This is a genomic window from Streptomyces sp. NPDC017890, from assembly GCF_044328675.1.
Taxonomy (GTDB): domain Bacteria; phylum Actinomycetota; class Actinomycetes; order Streptomycetales; family Streptomycetaceae; genus Streptomyces.
In genome coordinates this window covers 63,014-80,919 of sequence record NZ_JBIRHU010000025.1, presented here as the reverse complement: position 1 = coordinate 80,919, position 17,906 = coordinate 63,014, and the positions used below count along the sequence as shown (strand labels likewise).

Below are 17,906 nucleotides of genomic sequence, written 5' to 3'. Positions count from 1 at the left end.
GCCATGCTCTAGCGGAGACGGGCCAGCAAGTGGGCGTCCAGGAAGCCCCGCTCGGAGGCCGGGTCGTGGAGCAGCCGCGCGAATGTGACGAACCCGGCCCCGGCCAGCAACTCGGCGAAGCGGTCCGCCGACCAGCTATAGGCGGGTGTCACCTTGTGGTCGAAGCGGACCGGCTCGGGCGCGTCGGTCCCGAAGAACGAGACCAGGAGAAGGCCCCCCGGCGCCAGGACACGCGCCTGCTCGGCGAGCAGCGCAGGTAGTTCCCCAGGAGGGGTATGGATCATCGAGTAGTGGGCCAGCACGCCACCGAGCGCGCCGTCCTCAACTGGGAGTGCCTCCATCCGGGCCTCATCGAACTTCAGCGCCGGATGGGCCCGCCGGGCGTGGTCGACCATGGCCGGGGAGAGGTCGAGCCCGAAGGCATCGAGCCCCAGGTCGTGCAGCATGGCCGTCAGATGTCCGGGCCCGCAGCCGACATCGGCCACCCGCGAATTCCCCGTTCCACGCACCAGCTCGGCGAAGGTGCCGATCATGTTCCGCGCGAACGGCTGCGTCTCCAGTCGATTAGCGAACATCGACGCATATAACTCGACGACCCCGTCATAGGCCGCCCTGGTCTCGTCCTGGTGCTTCGCCACGGGAAGGAAGTTAACACCCCCCATTCTCAACTGTTCTCCGGCCCCGTGCCGAATCCCGCGCCGTCGTATCGGACTCGCTCGGCTACCAGGACAAGGCCATCACCCGGTGGCGCGACAAGCCGCTGGCGACCACAGTCAGTCACCAGCTGGCTGGACTCCCCGGGGAACTGGCGACAGTTGATTAGGCGATCACACCAGTACCGAGGCCGTACGTGTCTGGCTCAACCCAGAGCACGGACGGACCCTGCTCCAGCTCGGCTTCGAACTGTGCTGGGCCACCACATGGATGGACGATGCCAACCGGTGGATCGCACCGGTCCTCGGCCTCCCGGAACTCCCCTTCGTGGACTTCGGCGACGCCCTGCTCCACGAACGTCCCGATGGGGTCCACTGGAAGACCGGGCCGCTGATGGACTACGCAGAGGGCCATCCCTTCGACTGGGTGGACGACGAGCAGAGCGAGCTGGATCAGACGTACGTGACCGCCAACCACCAAGGCCCCGGGCTCCTCCACCGCGTCAACCCGCGGATCCGCCTACGGGAGAACGACTTCCGCACACTCGCCGATTACGCCCGGTCCCTGAACCACGTGCCGTGATCGTTCTCACCGGAATTCGTGTACCGCAACTGATCACACCCGGATGGGATGGGCACGCCCACGTGCCGTCGGCTCGCCAGGAAGGATCAGATTCCGCACACGCCGGGATAGCCGATCATCAGGGTCATGTCCCAGTCGCGTTCTCTGCCGCTGATGTCGGCATGCCAAGCCAGTGAGCTGTAAGTGATCACTGGGCCGTGGTCTTCGCGGGCCGACGCGACGTGCTCCTGTCTTGTCAGTGGGCGGCCCCGGGGTCGCAGGCACGTGGTCAGATGAGGCCGGCGGTGGCGTTGTCCTCCCAGCCGTCGACTCGCTGGAAGTAGCCGTTCATGGAGCGGGAGTGCCGGGCCCAGCCGCCCTGGTCGGCGATGGCCACGGCGTCCTTGCCCTTCTTGCGGGCGGTCGTGGCCAGGCCGATGCGGAGGGAGTGGCCGGTCCAGGCGAGCGGGATGCCGGCGCGGGTGCTGATCCGCTTCACGGCACGGGTGACGGAGTCGGGGACCATGCCGCCGGTGACGTTGCCGTGCCGGTCGACGCCGACGAACGCAGGCGCGTCGGGCCGCGACCAGCGCGGCTGGGCGTCGGCGGCGAGGCGGGCACGGTACGCCTTCCACGCCTCCACCGGGCAGACCTCCGGGTCCTGTTGGTAGTTGATCTTCGCGTCACGGACGCTGTGCTTGGTCTTGCCGGTTAGCACCGACACGACCAGGCCGCGCGGGGTGAGGGCGACGTCCCCGGCGAGGAGGCCGGCGGGGTCCTGGGCACGCGAGGCGTAGTGGAAGCCGGTCAGGACGAGAGCCTTGTCCCGGGCCCCGGCGAGGGTGTCGGGGCAGGCCCTCGCCACCCGGTACAGGTCGGGGACCTCGGCCGCGGCGGCCTGACCCCGGCCGCGCCGCTCCCCCGCCTTCAGCAACTCCACGGCGGCCGCCTCCAGTGTCGCCCGCGCCTGCGCCTGGTCGTCACGGTTCACCTCCGCGCCACGGCGGCGCAGTTCCACGACGGTCCCGGCGAGGATCGTGCTCGCCGACGACGCCGCGTAGCCCTTGCCGTTCACCTGGCCCCGGTCCAGCAGCCACACGACGAACGCCACCAACGCGCCACGCGTGCCCTCCAGTTCGGGGAACCCCTGCGCCGCGCAGAACCGCGTCCAGACCTTCCATGCCTTCGCGTACGTGTCCGTCGTGTTGGCCGGACGCAGCCGCCGTCGCACCTCGTCCGCGAAGTCCTCCGCGTCCGCGAGACGTTGGGCGACCTCCACGCCGTGGCGCTGCGCCCACTGGGCGACCAGGGGGGACCGCTCCGCCGGAACGGGAGCCGTGCCGGCCCCTCCCGACGGGTGCTCGGTGGCGGTGCTCAACGGGCGCTCCCCCTACCATTCCTGACATCGGATAAGGAGAGGTTATCCGATGTCACATGCACCGTGCCATCAGACAGCTCACCTACCCCCATGAAGAATTCCGGCATGATTCTCCGGGGTCTGCATGCGAGCCGGAGACGAGCGGGCGCATACTCTCCATGTAGAACCCGTAGAACAGGGTAAGAATCTGAGGGAAGGCCACATGAGGATCACGATCGAGGGCGCGGACAAGGACTTCGCCGAAAAGCTCGTCGCGCTCGCCGCAGCGCACCACGCGGAGCTGGCTGTCGTGGCCGTCGACACCAACTGGACCGTCGAGCGCGCCAAGCGTTACCTGCGCTCGCTGACCGCCGGCGCCCGCCGGTTCGCCGAGATGGTCGTCGTCGACGGCGACGGTTACATCGACGCGGACCAACTGCGCGCCGCTCTCGGCAAACTCAACGGCCCGACAGTCGCCCTGTCCCGGGCCGTCCCGCGCGGCGTGCGCGAAGGCTGGTGGCCCGAGGGCGTCAGCGCGCCCATCACTCCGGTCTACGACCCGGACATCACGAGCTGGCAGAAGGTCATCGCCTACGAGATGGCCAGTGACAGCGTCCCCGTCTTCCGCTCCGCCTTCGCCGCCCTGAACACCGGCCGAACAGTGGCCCCCGCGTCACCGGAGCCGCCCGCCCCTTGGAGTGGTGAGGCGCCGTCCGCCTTCGCCGTACCACCCGGATGGGGAGCCGCCGACGACGTACCGCTGGTCACGCTCGACCAGGGCGGCGTCCACGCAGGGCCCGACACCGGCGGTGAGCGTCAGCGGGACAGATGAGGCAGGTCGAAGGGGGTTGCGCGTCTAACCCCCCGCTCCCGCACAGTCGGCGCGGCCCGTCACCCCGGCGGGCCATGAACGCCGCCACCCAGGAGTGATGCCGCCATGCCCGCCCTCGTCTCCCTCGCCCTCGACCAGGGCCTGAACCTTCTCGGCACGGCCCTGGACCAGTGGCTGCTCGTCGCGCTTCTCGCAGCTGCCGCCGCCGGCACCCGGCTGTACCGGCGGAGCCGGGCCACTCCCCCCGAGCCGCCCCGCGTACGCCGCTTCACCCTCCTGCGCACCGAGGACGCCGATGGCACGCCCGTGCGGTAAGAGACCACCCGGCCCACCGGGACCAAGATCACTCCTTGGATCGGCGGCCGCCAGCGCCTCTACGAACTGACTGACGTACACCTCGAGGACGGCACCTACGCAGCCGAGCCCCTCGACCATTCCTGACCGGCGAGTGCCGTCAGTACAGCTCCAGTCTCGACGGATCTCCCCGCCATTCCGGGCCTGTCCTGGGACGGGACGCCCATGGTGAGGGACCGCCCGATAGCCCGTCAGGGGTTCGGGTGGTGTGCAGTTGCACGTGCCGTAGCGGCATGTGGTGTCGTCGAGGCACCACAGCACGAGAGGCCCTGTCTGCGATGACACGCCGAGCAGCACCGCACAGGACGGTCAGCCAGAGAACAACCGCCGCACCTCTTCGAGACGCGCACGCTGATCATCGATCCAGCCAGTCGCCGGAAAGAGAGGCACGCTGACCGTCACCTGTGACGACGGACCGTCATGGACTGATACCGCGATCACACCGGGACGCACCGGCTTGATCTTGAACTGCACCGTCCGTCCCGAGTTCAGCCACGACACGAACCGATTCCCCGCAAGCGCCCCCAGAGCTTCTTCCCAGTCATCGAGGTCATCGGACGTCACATAGACGGGGAAGCTGCCCTTGACCGTCTCGGTCTCCACGACGAACTCACAGTCCAGGACATCCCCGCCTGGGGCCGGCAGCGCCAGCACCCGCAGCGAGACAACGTGACCGCTCGTCCCCGGCGGATCGGCCAGATAAATCAGCTCGCCCAGATCGTCTTCCACCACAGCCCCTCCCACCGGCCTCGAACGGAAGCATCATTCCTGAGCCCGCTGACAGACACGGCGCCGAGGTGGCTGTTACTGATTCTCATCAACATTCCGCAGCCAGTTGATCACCTTCTGCTGCCGAAACTCCACGATAAACGTTCTCCGTTGCCACCTACGAAGCCAGAGGGGGTCTTCTCCGCTCGACGGCTGCTTGTCGGCAGGTTCGGACACTGATCAACCCCGGCGAGCTGATCAGACCCGGTCCAAGGGTCGGTGCGGACCGCTGGGAAGTTCGATCGCGACATCGTCGCCGGGGCGCACCACACCGCCCTCCTTCACGACGCTCATGATTCCGGCTTTGCGCACGATGTTCCCCGCCTCGTCGCGGCCGACGACCTGCTTCAGCAGCCCGTCCTGGAAGTTGTCGATCTGCAGGCAGGGATTGCGGAGGCCGGTGACTTCCAGGACCGCGGAGTCGCCGACGCGCAGCAGTGTGCCGACCGGCAGACCGAGCAGGTCGATGCCACGCGTGGTGATGTTCTCGCCGAGTTCTCCGGGCGCCACTTTGTACCCTTCGTCGCCGACCTCGTCGAAGAGCTCTTCGTGAATGAGATGGACCTGGCGCAGATTCGGCTGGGTGGGGTCCTGCGCGACGCGCGAGCGATGTTTGACCGTCACACCGGCGTGCACGTCCCCCTCCACGCCGAGCCCGGCGAGCAGCCTGACGCTGTCCCGGTTCGGCTTGGTGAACGAGTACTCCCCGTTGCTGCTGACCGCCGTCACTCTCCCGCTCATACCTCGGAACCCCCTCGTCGGTCGGTAACGTGTCCGGCCCCGAGCCTAACCCTGGCCGTCAGCACGGGTGTCCGGGCATTCGGCAGATCCCTTGCCTCTGCTCGCCAGCCCGACCGCACCTTCACGACCTCGGGCGTCTCCACTGCTGGCATCAAGGAGCCGGGCAGCGTCACCGCTACGCGCGAGCGCCAAGGGGCACCCGACTGATCGAACTGATGGAAGCGGTCGGGAAGCCACAGGTCAGGGCGATATCCCCAGGTGACTGGCCTGGCCATGGTGCTACGCGGCATACTCGACGCATGGCTGGCATCGAGATCGACGACACCACCGCGGACGCACTGCGGGCCCTGGCCGACGCCGCGGGGCTGCCGCTGGACGCCTACCTCGCGCAGGTGGCCGAGGAGAAGCGGCGCGAGCGTGCGCTGGCCGAGGGCGCGGAGATCTTCCGGCGGGTCACCGGCGACCCGGAGACGGTCGCCGCGTTCGATGCCGAATACGGCGGCCCGGCGCCGGCCCAGCACGCCCCGCGGGCGGCCTGACCTGTGCCTGCCGAGTACTACGTCGACTACCGGTGGTTCCTGGAACGCCAGGCTGAGCTGCTGGACGATCTCGCGGTCAACGACTACTCCGTGTTCGCCGGCCTGGCCGCCCGGCACAAGGTCGACCCGCCCCGCCACGACCAGCATCACCCAGACGCCTTCTGGCGCGCGGCCGTGATGCTGGAGGAGTGCGTCGTGCTCCGACCGCTGCCCGCCCGCAACGAACTGTACGGCTTCGGCGTGGCCGTGGCCTACCTCGGCATCCACGGAGAACGGGTGAGCACCAAGTTCGAGGCCTGGCGGGACCTGATCGCCGACATCACCGCCCTGCGCCTCGACTCGTTCGCCATCGCGGAACGGTTGCGCTCGCTGCGCCTGCCGACGGCCTGACCTCGCTGTCGCCTGCTTACCCATCCCGCTGGTTGACGAAGCCGAGCAACGTCAGCCCCCTCGGCCGTGATGCTTCGGGCGAGGACGCGCGGGACATGTCCTTCACAAGCTCTGCCTCCTGGCCTCTGCGGATCATGTTGACCACGACCGGGTGATGACACGTCCTCACCATGGCGCCCTGCCGGGCCCTGGATCGACTTGCACGAGGCAACACCTTCGAGGCCAACACGGTGTCGGGTCGCCACTGCTCCGCCCAGTGCTGAAGCAACCCGTCGCGGGCCGCCTGGGCCAGGCCGCCCGTGGCTCGGACGCACTCCGGCAACTTGACCTTGGGCAGGTAGTCCGAGTTGCTGCGAGGCCATCCCCGCGGGTTCGGGGAGCACGTCTTGGGGACCATTTCCACGGGCGTCCAGCCGGGACCATCCCCGCGAGTGCAGGGAGCAGCCCATCCACTTGAAGGGCTCGGAGCCGCCGGGACCATCCCCGCAGGCGCGGGGAGCAGCCGTACAGGCATGAGATGTCGGTCGCGTCGAAGGGACCATCCCCGCGGGTGCGGGGGGAGCAGTCGAAGTCGGCGGCGGTCCAGGTGCTGGAGTCGGGACCATCCCCGCGGGTGCGGGGAGCAGTATGGGCCCGGCCTTTCCGCCGGGGCCCACAGGGGACCATCCCCGCGGGTGCGGGGAGCAGGACGGCAGCCGGGAGCTGCACCAGGTCGCCGCGGGACCATCCCCGCGGGTGCGGGGAGCAGACTCTTTGACCTGCGAGTTTATAGCCGAAGAGGCGTGTTTTCAGTTACTTTTGCAGATTCCGGCAAACTACACATAGGGTCGTGTCAATCCGATGTACTCCCGCGGCTGGGCAACTCGTTCCGCCAGTGCATTGATCGCGGCGTCGCGGTCCCAGTCATGGACGGTGTCGCAGGCGGTACGGACTGTCCAGCCGGCTCCCGCCTCGTCAGGACCCGGCGGCCGGCGCGCGCCAGAACCTGACGAGGCGAAAGCCGGCTACGCCGCGAGCCCGGTGATCTTGGCCAGGAAGTCGGCGTTCGCGGCCACGTCGTGACCGAGGACGACCGAGTGGTGCGGCAGCTCCGCCAGGCGCTGGGCGACGTTCTCGCGGGCGGCCACGGTGCCGCCGCCGTCGACCCCGAGGAGCGCGAACACGTCCGGGTAGCGGTCCTCTGTCTTGCCGCTCATGAAGTCCGCCTCGCCCAGCGTGCGGCCGGTCTCCTCGACGGCCGGGGCCGCGCCGGCCTCGATCCTGGGGAACACCAGCGCCGCCGCCTCACCCTCGGTCGCCAGGGGGACGCCGAACCAACTGGTGAACTGGTCCGGGAGCACCTGCGCTTTCAGCTCCTTGCCGCACTCCCACAACGGTGTGCGGTCTCCGGCCAGCAGAGCCTCCGTGACTCGCTCGTCCTGTGTCGGGTGCAGCGCCTCGCCTGCCTCCATGCGCTCCCTGGCGGTCTCGAACCAGCCCAGCGCCTCCAGCAGGCCGAGGCCGACGGCCGCAGCCGACGGCCAGGGCAGGACGTCCACGCCGCCCCGCTCGCCCGGCCGGACGAACACGCGGTCGTTGGCGAGCAGGCCGAGACCGTGGCGGGAGGCCAGGGCGAGAGCGGTCGTCGTCTTGCCCGCGCCCTTGCCGCCGAAGGTCAGGACCGCGCGCCCGTCCTGGACGACGGCCGAGGCGTGCAGAACGGACCAGCCGTCCCGTAGCAGCAGGCCCCGCACCATCTCCCGGGCCAGGCGGGCGGTCGCCGTGGCGACGTCCTCGGTGCGGCGGCCGACGACGTCCAGCCGCGGCATCCCCGGCTCCGAGCGGTAGGCGAGCGCGCCCTCCGGCGACACGGCCCGGACCACTCCCCCGGACGCGTCCGTCGCGAGGAGCAGTCGGGCCCGCGCGTACGTGGTGCTGGTGTGCGGGGACTGCGTCACGGCCGAGGCGATGTCGTCGTACTCGCGAGTGTCCACGCAGGCCGTGACCAGCGGTCCGGCGCAGAGGCTCGCGGGGTCGGCCTCGGCGGCCTTCCACCAGGTGCCGAAGTAGCGGGCGCACCAGTCGGTGACGGCCTGCTCGGCGGAGACGACGGTCACGGCCGCGCCGGCGCTCTCCAGGCGTACGGCGTGAGTGCTCATGGCCAGTTCCTCCCGGACGGAGACGGTTACAACGGAGCACCGGGCACTGCCTGGTAGGCGGCGCGCAGCTTGGAACGGGACGCCTCCGACTGCCGTTCCTCGAAGCAATCCAGCTGAGGCAGGACAGGAACGGTACGGGCTCGCCCCCGGTGAAGCGCGCGGAATTCCGCACCAGTCACCCGCATGCCGGGCGCCGAGCTCCCCCAAGAGCCGGCCGACCGAGCCGCACCCCACCCCAGCCGGGTCGGCTCCGCCACGGGAACGGCGGGATCCGGGTACCAGCCTCCGGTCCGGACGCACGCCGGCCGGGGCGGGAGTCAGTGGCGGGTGGCGAGCAGCAGCACGGTCACGAGCGCAGCGCAGGTCACCGTGCAGGCCACCGCCTGGGTGCGGGGTGTGATCAAGACGGGCCTTTCAGCTCTGCCCACACGCGTTTCCCCCACGGCAGCGGATCGTGTCCCCACCGCTCGGCCAGGCGGTCCACGATGGCGAGTCCCCGGCCCGCCTGTGCGGCCGGGCCCGGCAGACGCAGTACCGGCACCTGGTGGCTCCGGTCCGTCACGGCGACGTGCACGCCGTCGTCCTCGGTGCGCCGGACGGTCAGGCGCACGCTGTCGCACCGCGCGTGCTGGGCGGCGTTGGCGAGCAGCTCGGTGACCACCAGTTCCGCCGCGTCCACCAGGTCGCCGAGTGCCCAGTCCTGGAGCGTCGCGCGCACGATGCGCCGGCCGGTCGCCGCCGACTCCGCCCTGCGGGGCAGTGTCTCGGCGCGTACTTCCCTGCCGTCAGCAGCACGCAGGATTCTGGAAGTCACCGGTCCCCGCCTCCGCCCAGGCTGTGGTGGCCGCGCTGCACGAGACGCGCGACCAGGCCCCCGTTGCACAGCTCCGCGATGCCGGTCATCGGTACGGGACGGCAGGACTGCGCGCCCTGAGGGCAGGTGGCCCGGAGGGTCGGCGCCCCGAGCCAGGTCCGCGCGGCCAGGTGGTCGGGCCCCGGCGCGGGAGCGGGCCGGCGGCCGGTGCGGGCGGGCATGAGGAAGGAGAACGGCGTGGCTCCGTGGTGGGCGATGACCGGCTCTTCCTCGACCTCCTCGGTCGGGAAGCCACTCGTGGCGTGCGGGTCGCCAGTACCGGCGGCGGCGAAGACCACGGCGGCCGGGACGCGGAGTGCCGTGGACAGGTCCCTGCAGCGCGGGAAGGCCGCCCCGCCCTCGTTCCACTCCCGCCTGAACTGGTTCGTGCGGGGGGCCGCGGCCAGGAGCCACGCCTCCGCTGCCAGGTGCCGCTCGGCGCACATGACGGCCTGTCCGGCCGGAGGGCCGGAGGCGGCCAGGGTCGTCTTGCTCTGATCGGTCTTCTGCGTGGTTGCTCTGGACATCGTTACGCCTTGCCTCTTGGAGAGTTGGGGCGCCCGCGCGCCGGCCCTCACGCAGGGCCGAGCCGGGCTCGCACCAGGGCCCGCGAACGGGCCACCGATGACCAGACAACCCCCTCGCCCGGCTGACCGCTTAGGGCGATCCGGCACTCGTCACATGCAGCCCCCTAGGGGGATTCGACCACTCGTTTACCTGACGGTCTGATTCCGCGGCGCTACGGTGCGTACATGAACCCCCCGCGGAACGTGGCCTTGGCGGCGTGGATGGCGGAGCACGGCCATAGCTCCAACAGCCTGGCCGAAGCGGTGAACACGGCCGTGGAGCGCCTGACCGGACGCCCCGGCGGTCATGACGGGTCGTCCGTGCGCGGCTGGAAATCCGGGCGTGTCCGATGGCCCAACGCCGCGACCCGCAAGGCGCTTGAAGACGTCACCGGTCTCCCCGCCACCGCTCTAGGGTTCGTGCCACGGGGCCGGGCCCCGGCCGCGCCCGCTCCACAGCAGGAGGACCCCGACATGAAGCGCCGTACCCTCGTCGGCGGCATCGCCGCTGCCGCAGCCGTCGCAGCCGCCCCCAGCACTCCAGCCGCGGCCGCCGCTCCGGGCCCGTCTCCTCGCCGTATCGGCATGGGCGACGTCGACCGCCTGCAGCAGCGGTTCTCCGAGATCATCGCCAGCGACCACCGCCACGGCGGGCAACTAGGCATCGAGCAACGCGCCGCCGCCCTCGCCGACGAGGCGCTGAACCTCCAGAACTCCGGCAGCGCCACCCAGCGCGTACGCAACAGCCTGTATGCCTGCGCTGCCTCCTTCCGCTCCTCCGCGATGTGGGCGGCCATCGACGGCCGCCGCTACGCCGACGCCCAGAAGCACATGCGCGAGGCGCAGGCCCTCGCCGAGATGTCCGGTGACTCCGCGATCAAGTTCCGCATCTGGAGTCACGCCGGCAGCATGTACCGGCACATGGGACGCCCCGCGGACGCCCTGGCCGCCAACGATGTCGCCCGCAACCTCCACATCACCCGCCGGGACCCCATGTTCGCGTCCCTCGGGCTCGCCCGGCAGGCGGCCATCCACGGCGCCGCCCAGGACCGCAACGGCACCCGCCGGACGTTCGAGCAGGCACAGGACGCCATGGAACGCGCGGACCCGGCCGACCACCGGCCCGTGTGGATGCTCGCCTTCTACGACCAGGCCGAGCTGGATGCCCTCGCGCTGTCCGCGCACCTGGCGCTCGGTGACTACCCGACAGCCGAGTTCCACGCCCACCGCTGCCTGGCCGGCCTGCGCCCCCACATGGCCCGCTCCCGGGCGATCACCACGACCCGCCTCGCGCACGCCCAGCTCGCCCAGGGCGACGCCGACGCCGCCACCGCCGCGGCGATGACGGTTCCGGCCAGTGCCGCTACCCAGCACGCCCGGGTATCCCGCATGCTGCAGGAGTTCGGAGCCGCCCTGCGCGCCACCGCGCCCGGCAGCCCGGCCGTGCAGACCTGGAACGAGCACACCGCCGCCTGGAGGACCCGCGCATGACCACGGCCCCCACCATCGAGCTTCGCCAGTTCACCGACCTCGACGCCGCCCGCGGCGACCTCCTCGACGTCTACGCCGAGGTACGCGCCCCGCTGCTCCACCTGCCCAACTACGCGGTGACCGCGTTCGGGGAACGCCTGGACCGGCACGGCTGCGAGCCCGGGTTCCTCGCCGTCCTCGCGTATGCCGACGACCAGCCGGTCGGCTACGCCTACGCGAACACGATCGAGCACGGAGACCGGTACTGGCAGCGGACCACCCCGCCGCCGGCCGAGGCGTACACCGCGCAGCCGGCCGTCGCCCTGAAGGAGATCGGGGTGCGTCCCGCCTGGCGCGGGACGGGGACAGCCCGGCGCATCCATGGCGCACTGCTCCTCGCGCGCAGCGAGCGGTACGTCACGCTCATGGTCAACCCGGCGGCCGGGGACGGAAAGGTCCACGCCCTCTACAGGACGTGGGGCTACGAGGACATCGGGCACAGCCAGCCGTCACCGGCGTCCCCTCTGCTCACGGTGATGATCCGCCCCATCCGCTGACCGGCCCGGCAGCCACGCTACAGAACCGGGGCCGACCGCACCGCCCGCAGCAACATGCCCCACCTCACTACGGCGTCGACGTCGCAGTAGCCGCACAGAAGGCTGCGACAGCCCTTGCCTACGTTGCTGTCTCGAGCACATCCCCGCGAGTGCGGGGAGCAGCGGGAAGAAGGCGACCCCGAACACAAAGTCCGAGGGAGTCCAGACCGCTCGACCAGTTCTCCGGCCGAAGCCGCTGGTCATAGTCAGGCGCGAACAGCTCAAGCGCCTTGTCCAGCGTTCCGGCGATCGGATGGATCGGCGCCCAGACCGCCGGATCGTCCAAACACGGCTGAGGTCCGTCATCTGGAGCTTCTCCAGCCAGTGCGCCAGAACCAGTGCCTCGTCACTCCCCAGCTTGATCGTGAGCTGATTATCGCTCATGCACCCCCTACGAACTCGTAACAGGATCTTGCTGACGTGTCCTGGTCGGGCGTGACCGATGTGATAATTCGACCGTTCGCGTCGTGTGATGACTCAGCCGTGGATCGTGGACGACGACTTGTGGGCACGGATCGAACCGCTACTGCCGCCCTGGCCCGAGCGGGTACGGATTACGTGGGTGAGCGACGAAGCCGCGTAACCAACGACGGAAGGGGCTGACCTTGAATAGTCAGCCCCTTCCATACTTAGAAGCGCTTACCCGGCAGCCCAAACGGCGGCGCTGACCGTGCCAGACTTGTGCCACCCGGTGGAGTAGGTTTCACTGCTAGGCGTTCCTAGCGTCGGCGATTTCCAGGATCCAATCTTGATCTCGGCGTAGGCTGCCTTCCTGTCGTTCTTGTTGGTGTCGTAGAGGGTTCCTCGAACCAGGGTTTCACCGTCGCCGTTGAAGCACCTGCTGTACGTGATCTTTGCGCCAGTGACTTCCTTCGTCTGGGCTTTCAAGCAGCTGCCTGCCGCAGTGGCCGACGTGGTGGTCAGCGCGGTCAGACCGCTCACAGCCAGGACGACGCTCCCCGTCACAGCAGCAAGGCGCCTTACAGCCGTCATATGTAACTCCCCGTTTCAGTACGAGCGTCCGTGCTCACTTCGTGACACGTGCACCCCCAGCATGGAGGGCCCCCGCTGCCCTGCGTACCTATAACGTTCCAGGGTCTGAGCCGTCGCGCTCACGCTGCCATGCACCAGGCCACAGCGGAGGGCGCGGGAATCCCCTGCCTGACCTGGGGTGATGCAAGAGTGTTGGTTTGCACTTGATCTCTGTACACCATTACGGCTTCCCCGCAGGAAGAGGGGGAGAAATGGCTTCCGGTGCGACAGCTAAGATGTAGGTTCAAGCCAAGGTCGGCGCGCTTCGGCCTACGAATACGCAGGCCATAGGAATGTGACTGATATTCGCCATTCACTGGCCAGCTACACCATGGTCAAGTGATCGACAGGGGGGGTAGCGTGCACGTTGTTGGGCGCCCGAAAGTTGAGACGTCAACACGTTGGTTCCTTCTTTGACCAGTGGGATCGACAAGCTTCATGTAATGGGGGAAAGAAATCCGGGGCCTTTCGGTTCCACGCCTGTTCGGGTCTTCCTGTGGGCTTCCTCCCCCTTGCGACAACGTGAGGGGTAACACGAATGAACCGTAATACTCTGCGCATGGCAGCCGTTTCGGCCACCACTGCCATAGCCCTTGGCGGGGCTGCCGGCCTGGCGCAAGCGTCCCAGGCTCCGGTGGCCGCACCCCAGGCTGTGTCGGTCACGCAGCAGGCCGAGGCCCAGCAGGCTGCGCGCGCCCTGCTGGCGAGCCCGTTCGCGGTCAGCCTTTCGGCTGCCGAGCGGACCGAGATGACCAAGATCGCCAGCGGCGAGGTCTCGGCCGCCAGCAAGTGGGACGCAATCAAGGCCGCTTTCAGTAAGGTCGGCGGCTTCGCCAAGGCCATCGGCGGCAAGTTCAGCGACTTCAAGAAGTGGTACGACGGCCTGTCCTGGTGGGTGAGGGCGCCCCTCGCTGCGATCTCTCCCGGGCTGACGCTTCTCGAAATCTACAACGCCCTGCACTGACGGAGTTCAGGGGACCGAAGTGATTGCGTCCCCTGACTGAGTGACAGCAGTCGGGTCTGCCCAGACTACCTGGGCAGACCCGGTTGGCTGTCTGCGCACCGCAAACGGAAACACGGAGCACCCCATGACCCATACGCAGTCTTCCCGTACGGCCACCGAAGGCACATGGGCTCTGCCTCTGCTGACGCTTGCGCCACTTACCGCGATCAGGCTTCTTACAGAACTCTCCACGCCATGGCTTGCCCTGGCGTGGGCCCTCTGCATCCTGTCCGTGATTCTCATAACGGCCGGATGGGTGACGGTTTTCCGTCACGGAGCGCGTGACTTCAAAGCGTGGGGGATGTGTGTTCTGGTTCACGCCGTACTGGCTTGGCAGGCAATTGCACTTGCGCGCCAATAAGCAGAGTCTGCAGGAACGCGTGCATTCTCTACCAAACATTCAGAGATGAGTAATCGGGGAAAGAAGTCTGCGCAGGGGACCCTTCGGTTTCCACGCCTGCTCAGGTCACCCTCGAAGGCTTCCTCCCCCTTGCGATAACGCAAGAAGACCCTACATGAGCCGAAGCGATCCGCACCACGGTGGTCGTTTCAGCCATGGCGAGGTCGGTGACGGCGGGACCACCCCCGCGGGTACGGGGAGCAGCCTGTTTGACCTGCGAGTCTATGGCCGTAGAGACGTGTTCTCAGTGACTTTTGCAGATTCCGGCAAACAGGGCACGAGGTGACGCATAGCTCGGCTCGTTCGCCGACGCCGAATGCTGCGCCCGCTGCGTCTGCCAACGACGTAGTCCGTCCTGGCGACCGCGTCCCGGGCAGGCAGGCAGAGTGCCAGGCTCGAGGCGTGAGACATCTCGTCACGGACAGAACGTGGCCCCCGGGCAAGGCGCTCGCGGAACCGCGTGTACGTGAAGTCGGCGGTCAAGTCTGGAGTGAGTTCTACGATGAGCCGGTGACCGAGACACTGCCCCCCGTGGGCACTGACCTCTTCGAGGTGGAACGGCTCCTGATGGCCGAAGCCGCGGAGCCGCCGCTGGCGCCGAAGGACGCTGAAGCCCGGGACCGGGTGTGGGACATGGCGGTCCGGGCGAACCCCACCCTCTTCGACGGGCCTGTGGTGGCGTGCGGGGGGCTGGAGCGCGTGGGCCAGCGGAGTCTGCGTCTGTCATGGGTGCGTGTGACCTACCGGCATTACGCCCTGCGTCGCGTTCCCGGCGCCACCGCGCTGCCCTCGTTGTTCGTGAACGTCGTCCAGCCGACGGACGACGGCCGTGTGCTGGCGGCGAGGATGTCGCCCTGGACGGCCGCCCCGGGCCGCTGGCAGCTGCCCGGGGGGTCTGTGGAGCCTCCCCAGGGCGGGGCGGTGCTGGACGAGTCGGCACTGGCGGGTCAGGCCGCTCGAGAGCTCGGCGAGGAGGTGGGGATCGGCACGGCCGCCGAGGATCTGCGGCTGTGGGTCGTCACCCGCGGCGAGAACGGCAGTGTCGGCCTGACCTACCTCGCCCCGGCCCTTCCCGAGGCATCGCTGCGCGCGGACTTCGCCGCTGTTGCGGCGGCCGAGCGCGCCCAGGGCCGCGAGCCCGAACTCGACGGCATCGCCCTGGTGCGCTCACCGGACGAACTGGCCGGTCTGGCCGGTCCGCACGCTGACTACCTGGAGCCGCTCGTCCGCCGCTTTGCCGGGTGCCGCTGAGGTCAGGCACCGGCGAGGAGGTCGCGTCCCCGTTCGTCGAGTTCGGCCACGCACCGCAGGCCGCGGGCCCGGAAGCGTGCGAGGTCGCTGCGCATGCGGGAGACGGCCTTTCGGGTGCGGACGGAGCGGACACCGCCCATGTGGTCGATGGCCCGGTGCCAGGTGGAGCACGCCTGCTCGATGCTGCCGCGCTTGAGGTGCATCTCCGCGCCCGCGACCAGGTCCAGGGCGACGATACGCGCGTAGGTGTCGGCCGGGCGGGCCGTGGCGGCCAGCGCGTACTGCTCGGCGGCGGTCCGGTGGTCTCCCAGGGTCTCGTGGACCTTGGCGGTGCGGGAGTACACCGACGCGGCCGGTGGGCCCCAGGCCAGTGCCCAGAACGGCACCTCGTCGCCGGGGGCACCGGTCAGCAGGGTGCGGGCTCGTTCGGCCTCGGCAAGGGCAGCACGGTGTTTGCCGCTCTTGGCCAGGGTGTGGGCGTGGACGACGCGGAAGAGTGCTTCGGTCTGGGCGTCCACCCGTCCCTTGGCCCGGTTCAGGCCGGTCTCGGCCAGGGCCAGGCAGTGCTCGGGGCGGTGGAGCCTGAGGCCCTGCATGGCCATCGTGCGCATCACGAATCCGTCGTGCCCGCGCAGGCCGGATTCGGCGGCCAGGGCGTAGGACTGGAGGTAGTAGCGCTGGGCGAGGCCCTGTTGACCTGCGTCGTAGCTCTTCCAGCCCAGGAGGTGTACGCCTCGGCCGGCGGCGGAGAGCATCTGCCGGCGGACTTCGTCGGTACGGAAGCGGGCCCGGCACAGCGGGGCGACGTCGTCGCGGAGGTAGGTGACCAGGGCGCTGCGGCCGTGTTGTCCGCCGTGGCGCTCGTCCATCTCGGAGAACGCGTCGATCATGTCGCGGACGGCGGCGACTTCTGCCATGCCGACAGTGTGGCCGGCGCGGGCGGCGGTGGTGCGGGAGGCGATGTCCTGGAGGTGGTGGAGGGGCAGGGCTGCGGCTGCTGCGGAGTAGACGGAGGCCGTCAGGAAGCGGCGGCGGTCCAATTCGTACCTCCACATCGGCAGCAGGGCGTCCAGCGGGTCACTCCCGAGGGACAGTCCGATGGTGTCATTCTCGGCTTCTGCCGGGGAGGGCAGGCCGAGGTCGACGGGGGTCAGGAGGCGGCCGAGGCGCCGGGAGAGTGCGACCGCGAGATAGCGGGGTGTGTCGCCTCGGGGCACGGATCCGCTGAGCCAGTGTTCGACGTTGGACTTGTTCGTGCGTAAGCGGTCGCCGCATTCGGCGGCGACCGCGCAGACTGCCTTGGCCAGCGCCTCGTAGGTGAGGCCGGATTCGGCGACGACTGCGCTGAGCTGGATGTTCGGTGTGCGCGCGGTCATGAGCACCTGCCCCGATATACGCGATATACCGCTTGGCCCGCCCATCACCGTACCGCTGCCACGAGTCGGCCGGTTGACTCTTCATCAGGCCCGAGCCCGGCGGCCGGCACCGGTACTGCCGCGGATCTGCTCCGGTACCCACGTCCGCGAACCGCATGTGCTGCCCGCCAACCGCATGTGATGCCCCAGGCTCCGAGGAGGGATCGTCATGGACGAGCAGGATGACCGCTGGATTTCCGCTACGGCCTCGGCTCTGCTGACGGCGGAGTACGAGCAGGTGCCGATCGACGCGCTGAGCGTCCGACGGCCGGGGCTGCCGTTGGAAACTGCCTACCGGGTACAGAAGGCGGCGGCGGCCCGGCGGATCGCGGACGGTGCCCGCGTCGTCGGCCACAAGGCCGGGGTGACCTCTCGGGCCATGCAGGAGCAGATGGGCGTCGACGAGCCGGACTCGGGCGTTCTGCTGGACGACAGGGTGCTGCCCACCGGCAGCACCCTGGCCCGGTCTGTGCTGATGCAGCCGCGGGTGGAGGCCGAGATCGCCTTCCGGCTCGGCCGCGACCTGGCGGGCCCGGACGTGGGCGTCGACGAGGCACGGGCGGCGGTGGAGGAAGTGTTCCTCGCCCTGGAGGTGATCGACACCCGGTTCACCACGTGGTGCCTCACGGTCGCGGACAGCATCGCCGACAACGCGTCATGCGCGCGCGTCGTCACCGGGCCCATGGTGCCGCTCAGCGCGGACATGGACCTGGCCGCCGAGCAGCTGGTCGTCAGCGTCGACGGCGCCGCCATCGCGACCGGGGCCGGCTGCGCCGTCCTCGGCGACCCGCTCCGCGCCCTGGCATGGCTCGCCGGACGGCTCCACCGCTCCGGCGACAGCCTGCGTGCCGGGCATCTGGTCCTGGCCGGGGCCGTGCACGCCAGCCTCCCTCTGGAAGCCCGGAGCACGGTACGCGCCCACTCGCTGCGGCTGCGGCTGCCGCCGGTCGAGTTGCACGTGCGCTAGCCGTCGGCGCACCCCTCAT

Annotated in this window: 18 protein-coding genes, 1 pseudogene and 1 CRISPR repeat array; of the genes and pseudogenes, 10 read left to right on the top strand and 9 right to left on the bottom strand. The window is 69.4% G+C overall.

The features are described from left to right. Positions 1-8: 8 nt before the first annotated feature. Entirely contained in the window at positions 9-638 is a 630-nt protein-coding gene (locus tag ACH4F2_RS29025) for a class I SAM-dependent methyltransferase (RefSeq protein WP_176161692.1), read from the bottom strand. A gap of 208 nt (positions 639-846) precedes the next feature. On the opposite strand from ACH4F2_RS29025, the pseudogene ACH4F2_RS29020 reads away from it, so the two are divergent. Further along, positions 847-1,236: pseudogene (locus ACH4F2_RS29020) on the top strand (hypothetical protein); the annotation flags it as partial. A 268-nt stretch (positions 1,237-1,504) separates the two neighbouring features. Here ACH4F2_RS29020 and ACH4F2_RS29015 read toward each other — a convergent pair. Then, positions 1,505-2,593 carry an integrase gene (locus tag ACH4F2_RS29015; RefSeq protein ID WP_398135710.1) on the bottom strand — a complete coding sequence of 363 codons (1,089 nt, stop codon included), beginning with the start codon at positions 2,591-2,593 and terminating at the stop codon, positions 1,505-1,507. A gap of 202 nt (positions 2,594-2,795) precedes the next feature. Here ACH4F2_RS29015 and ACH4F2_RS29010 point away from each other — a divergent pair, with 202 nt between their 5' ends. Next, the gene (locus tag ACH4F2_RS29010) at positions 2,796-3,404 is read left to right on the top strand and encodes a hypothetical protein (RefSeq protein ID WP_398135709.1); all 609 of its coding nucleotides are present in this window, start codon (positions 2,796-2,798) and stop codon (positions 3,402-3,404) included. Positions 3,405-3,509: 105 nt separating this feature from the next. Beyond that, a complete protein-coding gene (locus ACH4F2_RS29005) occupies positions 3,510-3,719 on the top strand; it encodes a hypothetical protein (protein ID WP_398135708.1) in 210 nt (69 codons plus the stop codon). A gap of 348 nt (positions 3,720-4,067) precedes the next feature. Here ACH4F2_RS29005 and ACH4F2_RS29000 read toward each other — a convergent pair whose 3' ends face one another. Both ACH4F2_RS29000 and ACH4F2_RS28995 read right to left on the bottom strand, forming a co-directional pair. Then, positions 4,068-4,487, bottom strand: a complete 420-nt coding sequence (locus ACH4F2_RS29000) for a DUF5959 family protein (protein ID WP_398135707.1) — start codon at positions 4,485-4,487, stop codon at positions 4,068-4,070. A gap of 237 nt (positions 4,488-4,724) precedes the next feature. Then, entirely contained in the window at positions 4,725-5,267 is a 543-nt protein-coding gene (locus tag ACH4F2_RS28995; RefSeq protein ID WP_398135706.1) for an MOSC domain-containing protein, read from the bottom strand. Positions 5,268-5,566: 299 nt separating this feature from the next. Here ACH4F2_RS28995 and ACH4F2_RS28990 point away from each other — a divergent pair, with 299 nt between their 5' ends. Further along, entirely contained in the window at positions 5,567-5,806 is a 240-nt protein-coding gene (locus ACH4F2_RS28990; protein WP_398135705.1) for an antitoxin MazE7, read from the top strand. A gap of 3 nt (positions 5,807-5,809) precedes the next feature. Continuing rightward, positions 5,810-6,196 (top strand): toxin Doc, encoded by a 387-nt coding sequence (locus ACH4F2_RS28985; protein WP_398135704.1) that lies wholly within the window; start codon positions 5,810-5,812, stop codon positions 6,194-6,196. 354 nt (positions 6,197-6,550) lie between these two features. Next, positions 6,551-6,944: a CRISPR direct-repeat array (repeat unit 29 nt; unit sequence GGGACCATCCCCGCGGGTGCGGGGAGCAG). Between the two features lie 256 nt (positions 6,945-7,200). Here ACH4F2_RS28985 and ACH4F2_RS28980 read toward each other — a convergent pair. The 3 genes from ACH4F2_RS28980 to ACH4F2_RS28970 all read right to left on the bottom strand — a co-directional run bounded on the left by ACH4F2_RS28980 (position 7,201) and on the right by ACH4F2_RS28970 (position 9,714). Continuing rightward, a complete protein-coding gene (locus ACH4F2_RS28980) occupies positions 7,201-8,334 on the bottom strand; it encodes a hypothetical protein (RefSeq protein WP_398135703.1) in 1,134 nt (377 codons plus the stop codon). A 400-nt stretch (positions 8,335-8,734) separates the two neighbouring features. After that, on the bottom strand, positions 8,735-9,148 hold the full coding sequence (locus ACH4F2_RS28975) for an ATP-binding protein (protein ID WP_398135702.1): 414 nt from the start codon (positions 9,146-9,148) through the stop codon (positions 8,735-8,737). Continuing rightward, positions 9,145-9,714 (bottom strand): hypothetical protein, encoded by a 570-nt coding sequence (locus ACH4F2_RS28970; protein WP_398135701.1) that lies wholly within the window; start codon positions 9,712-9,714, stop codon positions 9,145-9,147. Before ACH4F2_RS28970 ends, ACH4F2_RS28975 begins: the two co-directional genes overlap by 4 nt. Before the next feature lie 225 nt (positions 9,715-9,939). On the opposite strand from ACH4F2_RS28970, the gene ACH4F2_RS28965 reads away from it, so the two are divergent. After that, entirely contained in the window at positions 9,940-11,244 is a 1,305-nt protein-coding gene (locus ACH4F2_RS28965) for an XRE family transcriptional regulator (protein WP_398135700.1), read from the top strand. After that, positions 11,241-11,780, top strand: coding sequence for a GNAT family N-acetyltransferase (locus tag ACH4F2_RS28960; protein WP_398135699.1), 540 nt, complete (start codon positions 11,241-11,243; stop codon positions 11,778-11,780). The genes ACH4F2_RS28965 and ACH4F2_RS28960 overlap by 4 nt, the downstream gene beginning before the upstream one ends. A gap of 678 nt (positions 11,781-12,458) precedes the next feature. Here ACH4F2_RS28960 and ACH4F2_RS28955 read toward each other — a convergent pair. Next, on the bottom strand, positions 12,459-12,812 hold the full coding sequence (locus ACH4F2_RS28955) for a hypothetical protein (RefSeq protein WP_327315755.1): 354 nt from the start codon (positions 12,810-12,812) through the stop codon (positions 12,459-12,461). Positions 12,813-13,410: 598 nt separating this feature from the next. On the opposite strand from ACH4F2_RS28955, the gene ACH4F2_RS28950 reads away from it, so the two are divergent. Together ACH4F2_RS28950 and ACH4F2_RS28945 are read left to right on the top strand one after the other, a co-directional pair. Then, complete coding sequence (locus tag ACH4F2_RS28950) at positions 13,411-13,815, top strand: hypothetical protein (protein WP_398135698.1); 405 nt, start codon at positions 13,411-13,413, stop codon at positions 13,813-13,815. 1,006 nt (positions 13,816-14,821) lie between these two features. After that, on the top strand, positions 14,822-15,505 hold the full coding sequence (locus ACH4F2_RS28945) for an NUDIX hydrolase (protein ID WP_398135743.1): 684 nt from the start codon (positions 14,822-14,824) through the stop codon (positions 15,503-15,505). 2 nt (positions 15,506-15,507) lie between these two features. On the opposite strand, the gene ACH4F2_RS28940 is transcribed toward ACH4F2_RS28945, so the two are convergent. Next, the gene (locus tag ACH4F2_RS28940; RefSeq protein ID WP_398135697.1) at positions 15,508-16,881 is read right to left on the bottom strand and encodes a hypothetical protein; all 1,374 of its coding nucleotides are present in this window, start codon (positions 16,879-16,881) and stop codon (positions 15,508-15,510) included. 208 nt (positions 16,882-17,089) lie between these two features. On the opposite strand from ACH4F2_RS28940, the gene ACH4F2_RS28935 reads away from it, so the two are divergent. Continuing rightward, the gene (locus ACH4F2_RS28935; protein WP_398135696.1) at positions 17,090-17,887 is read left to right on the top strand and encodes a 2-keto-4-pentenoate hydratase; all 798 of its coding nucleotides are present in this window, start codon (positions 17,090-17,092) and stop codon (positions 17,885-17,887) included. Positions 17,888-17,906: the final 19 nt, after the last annotated feature.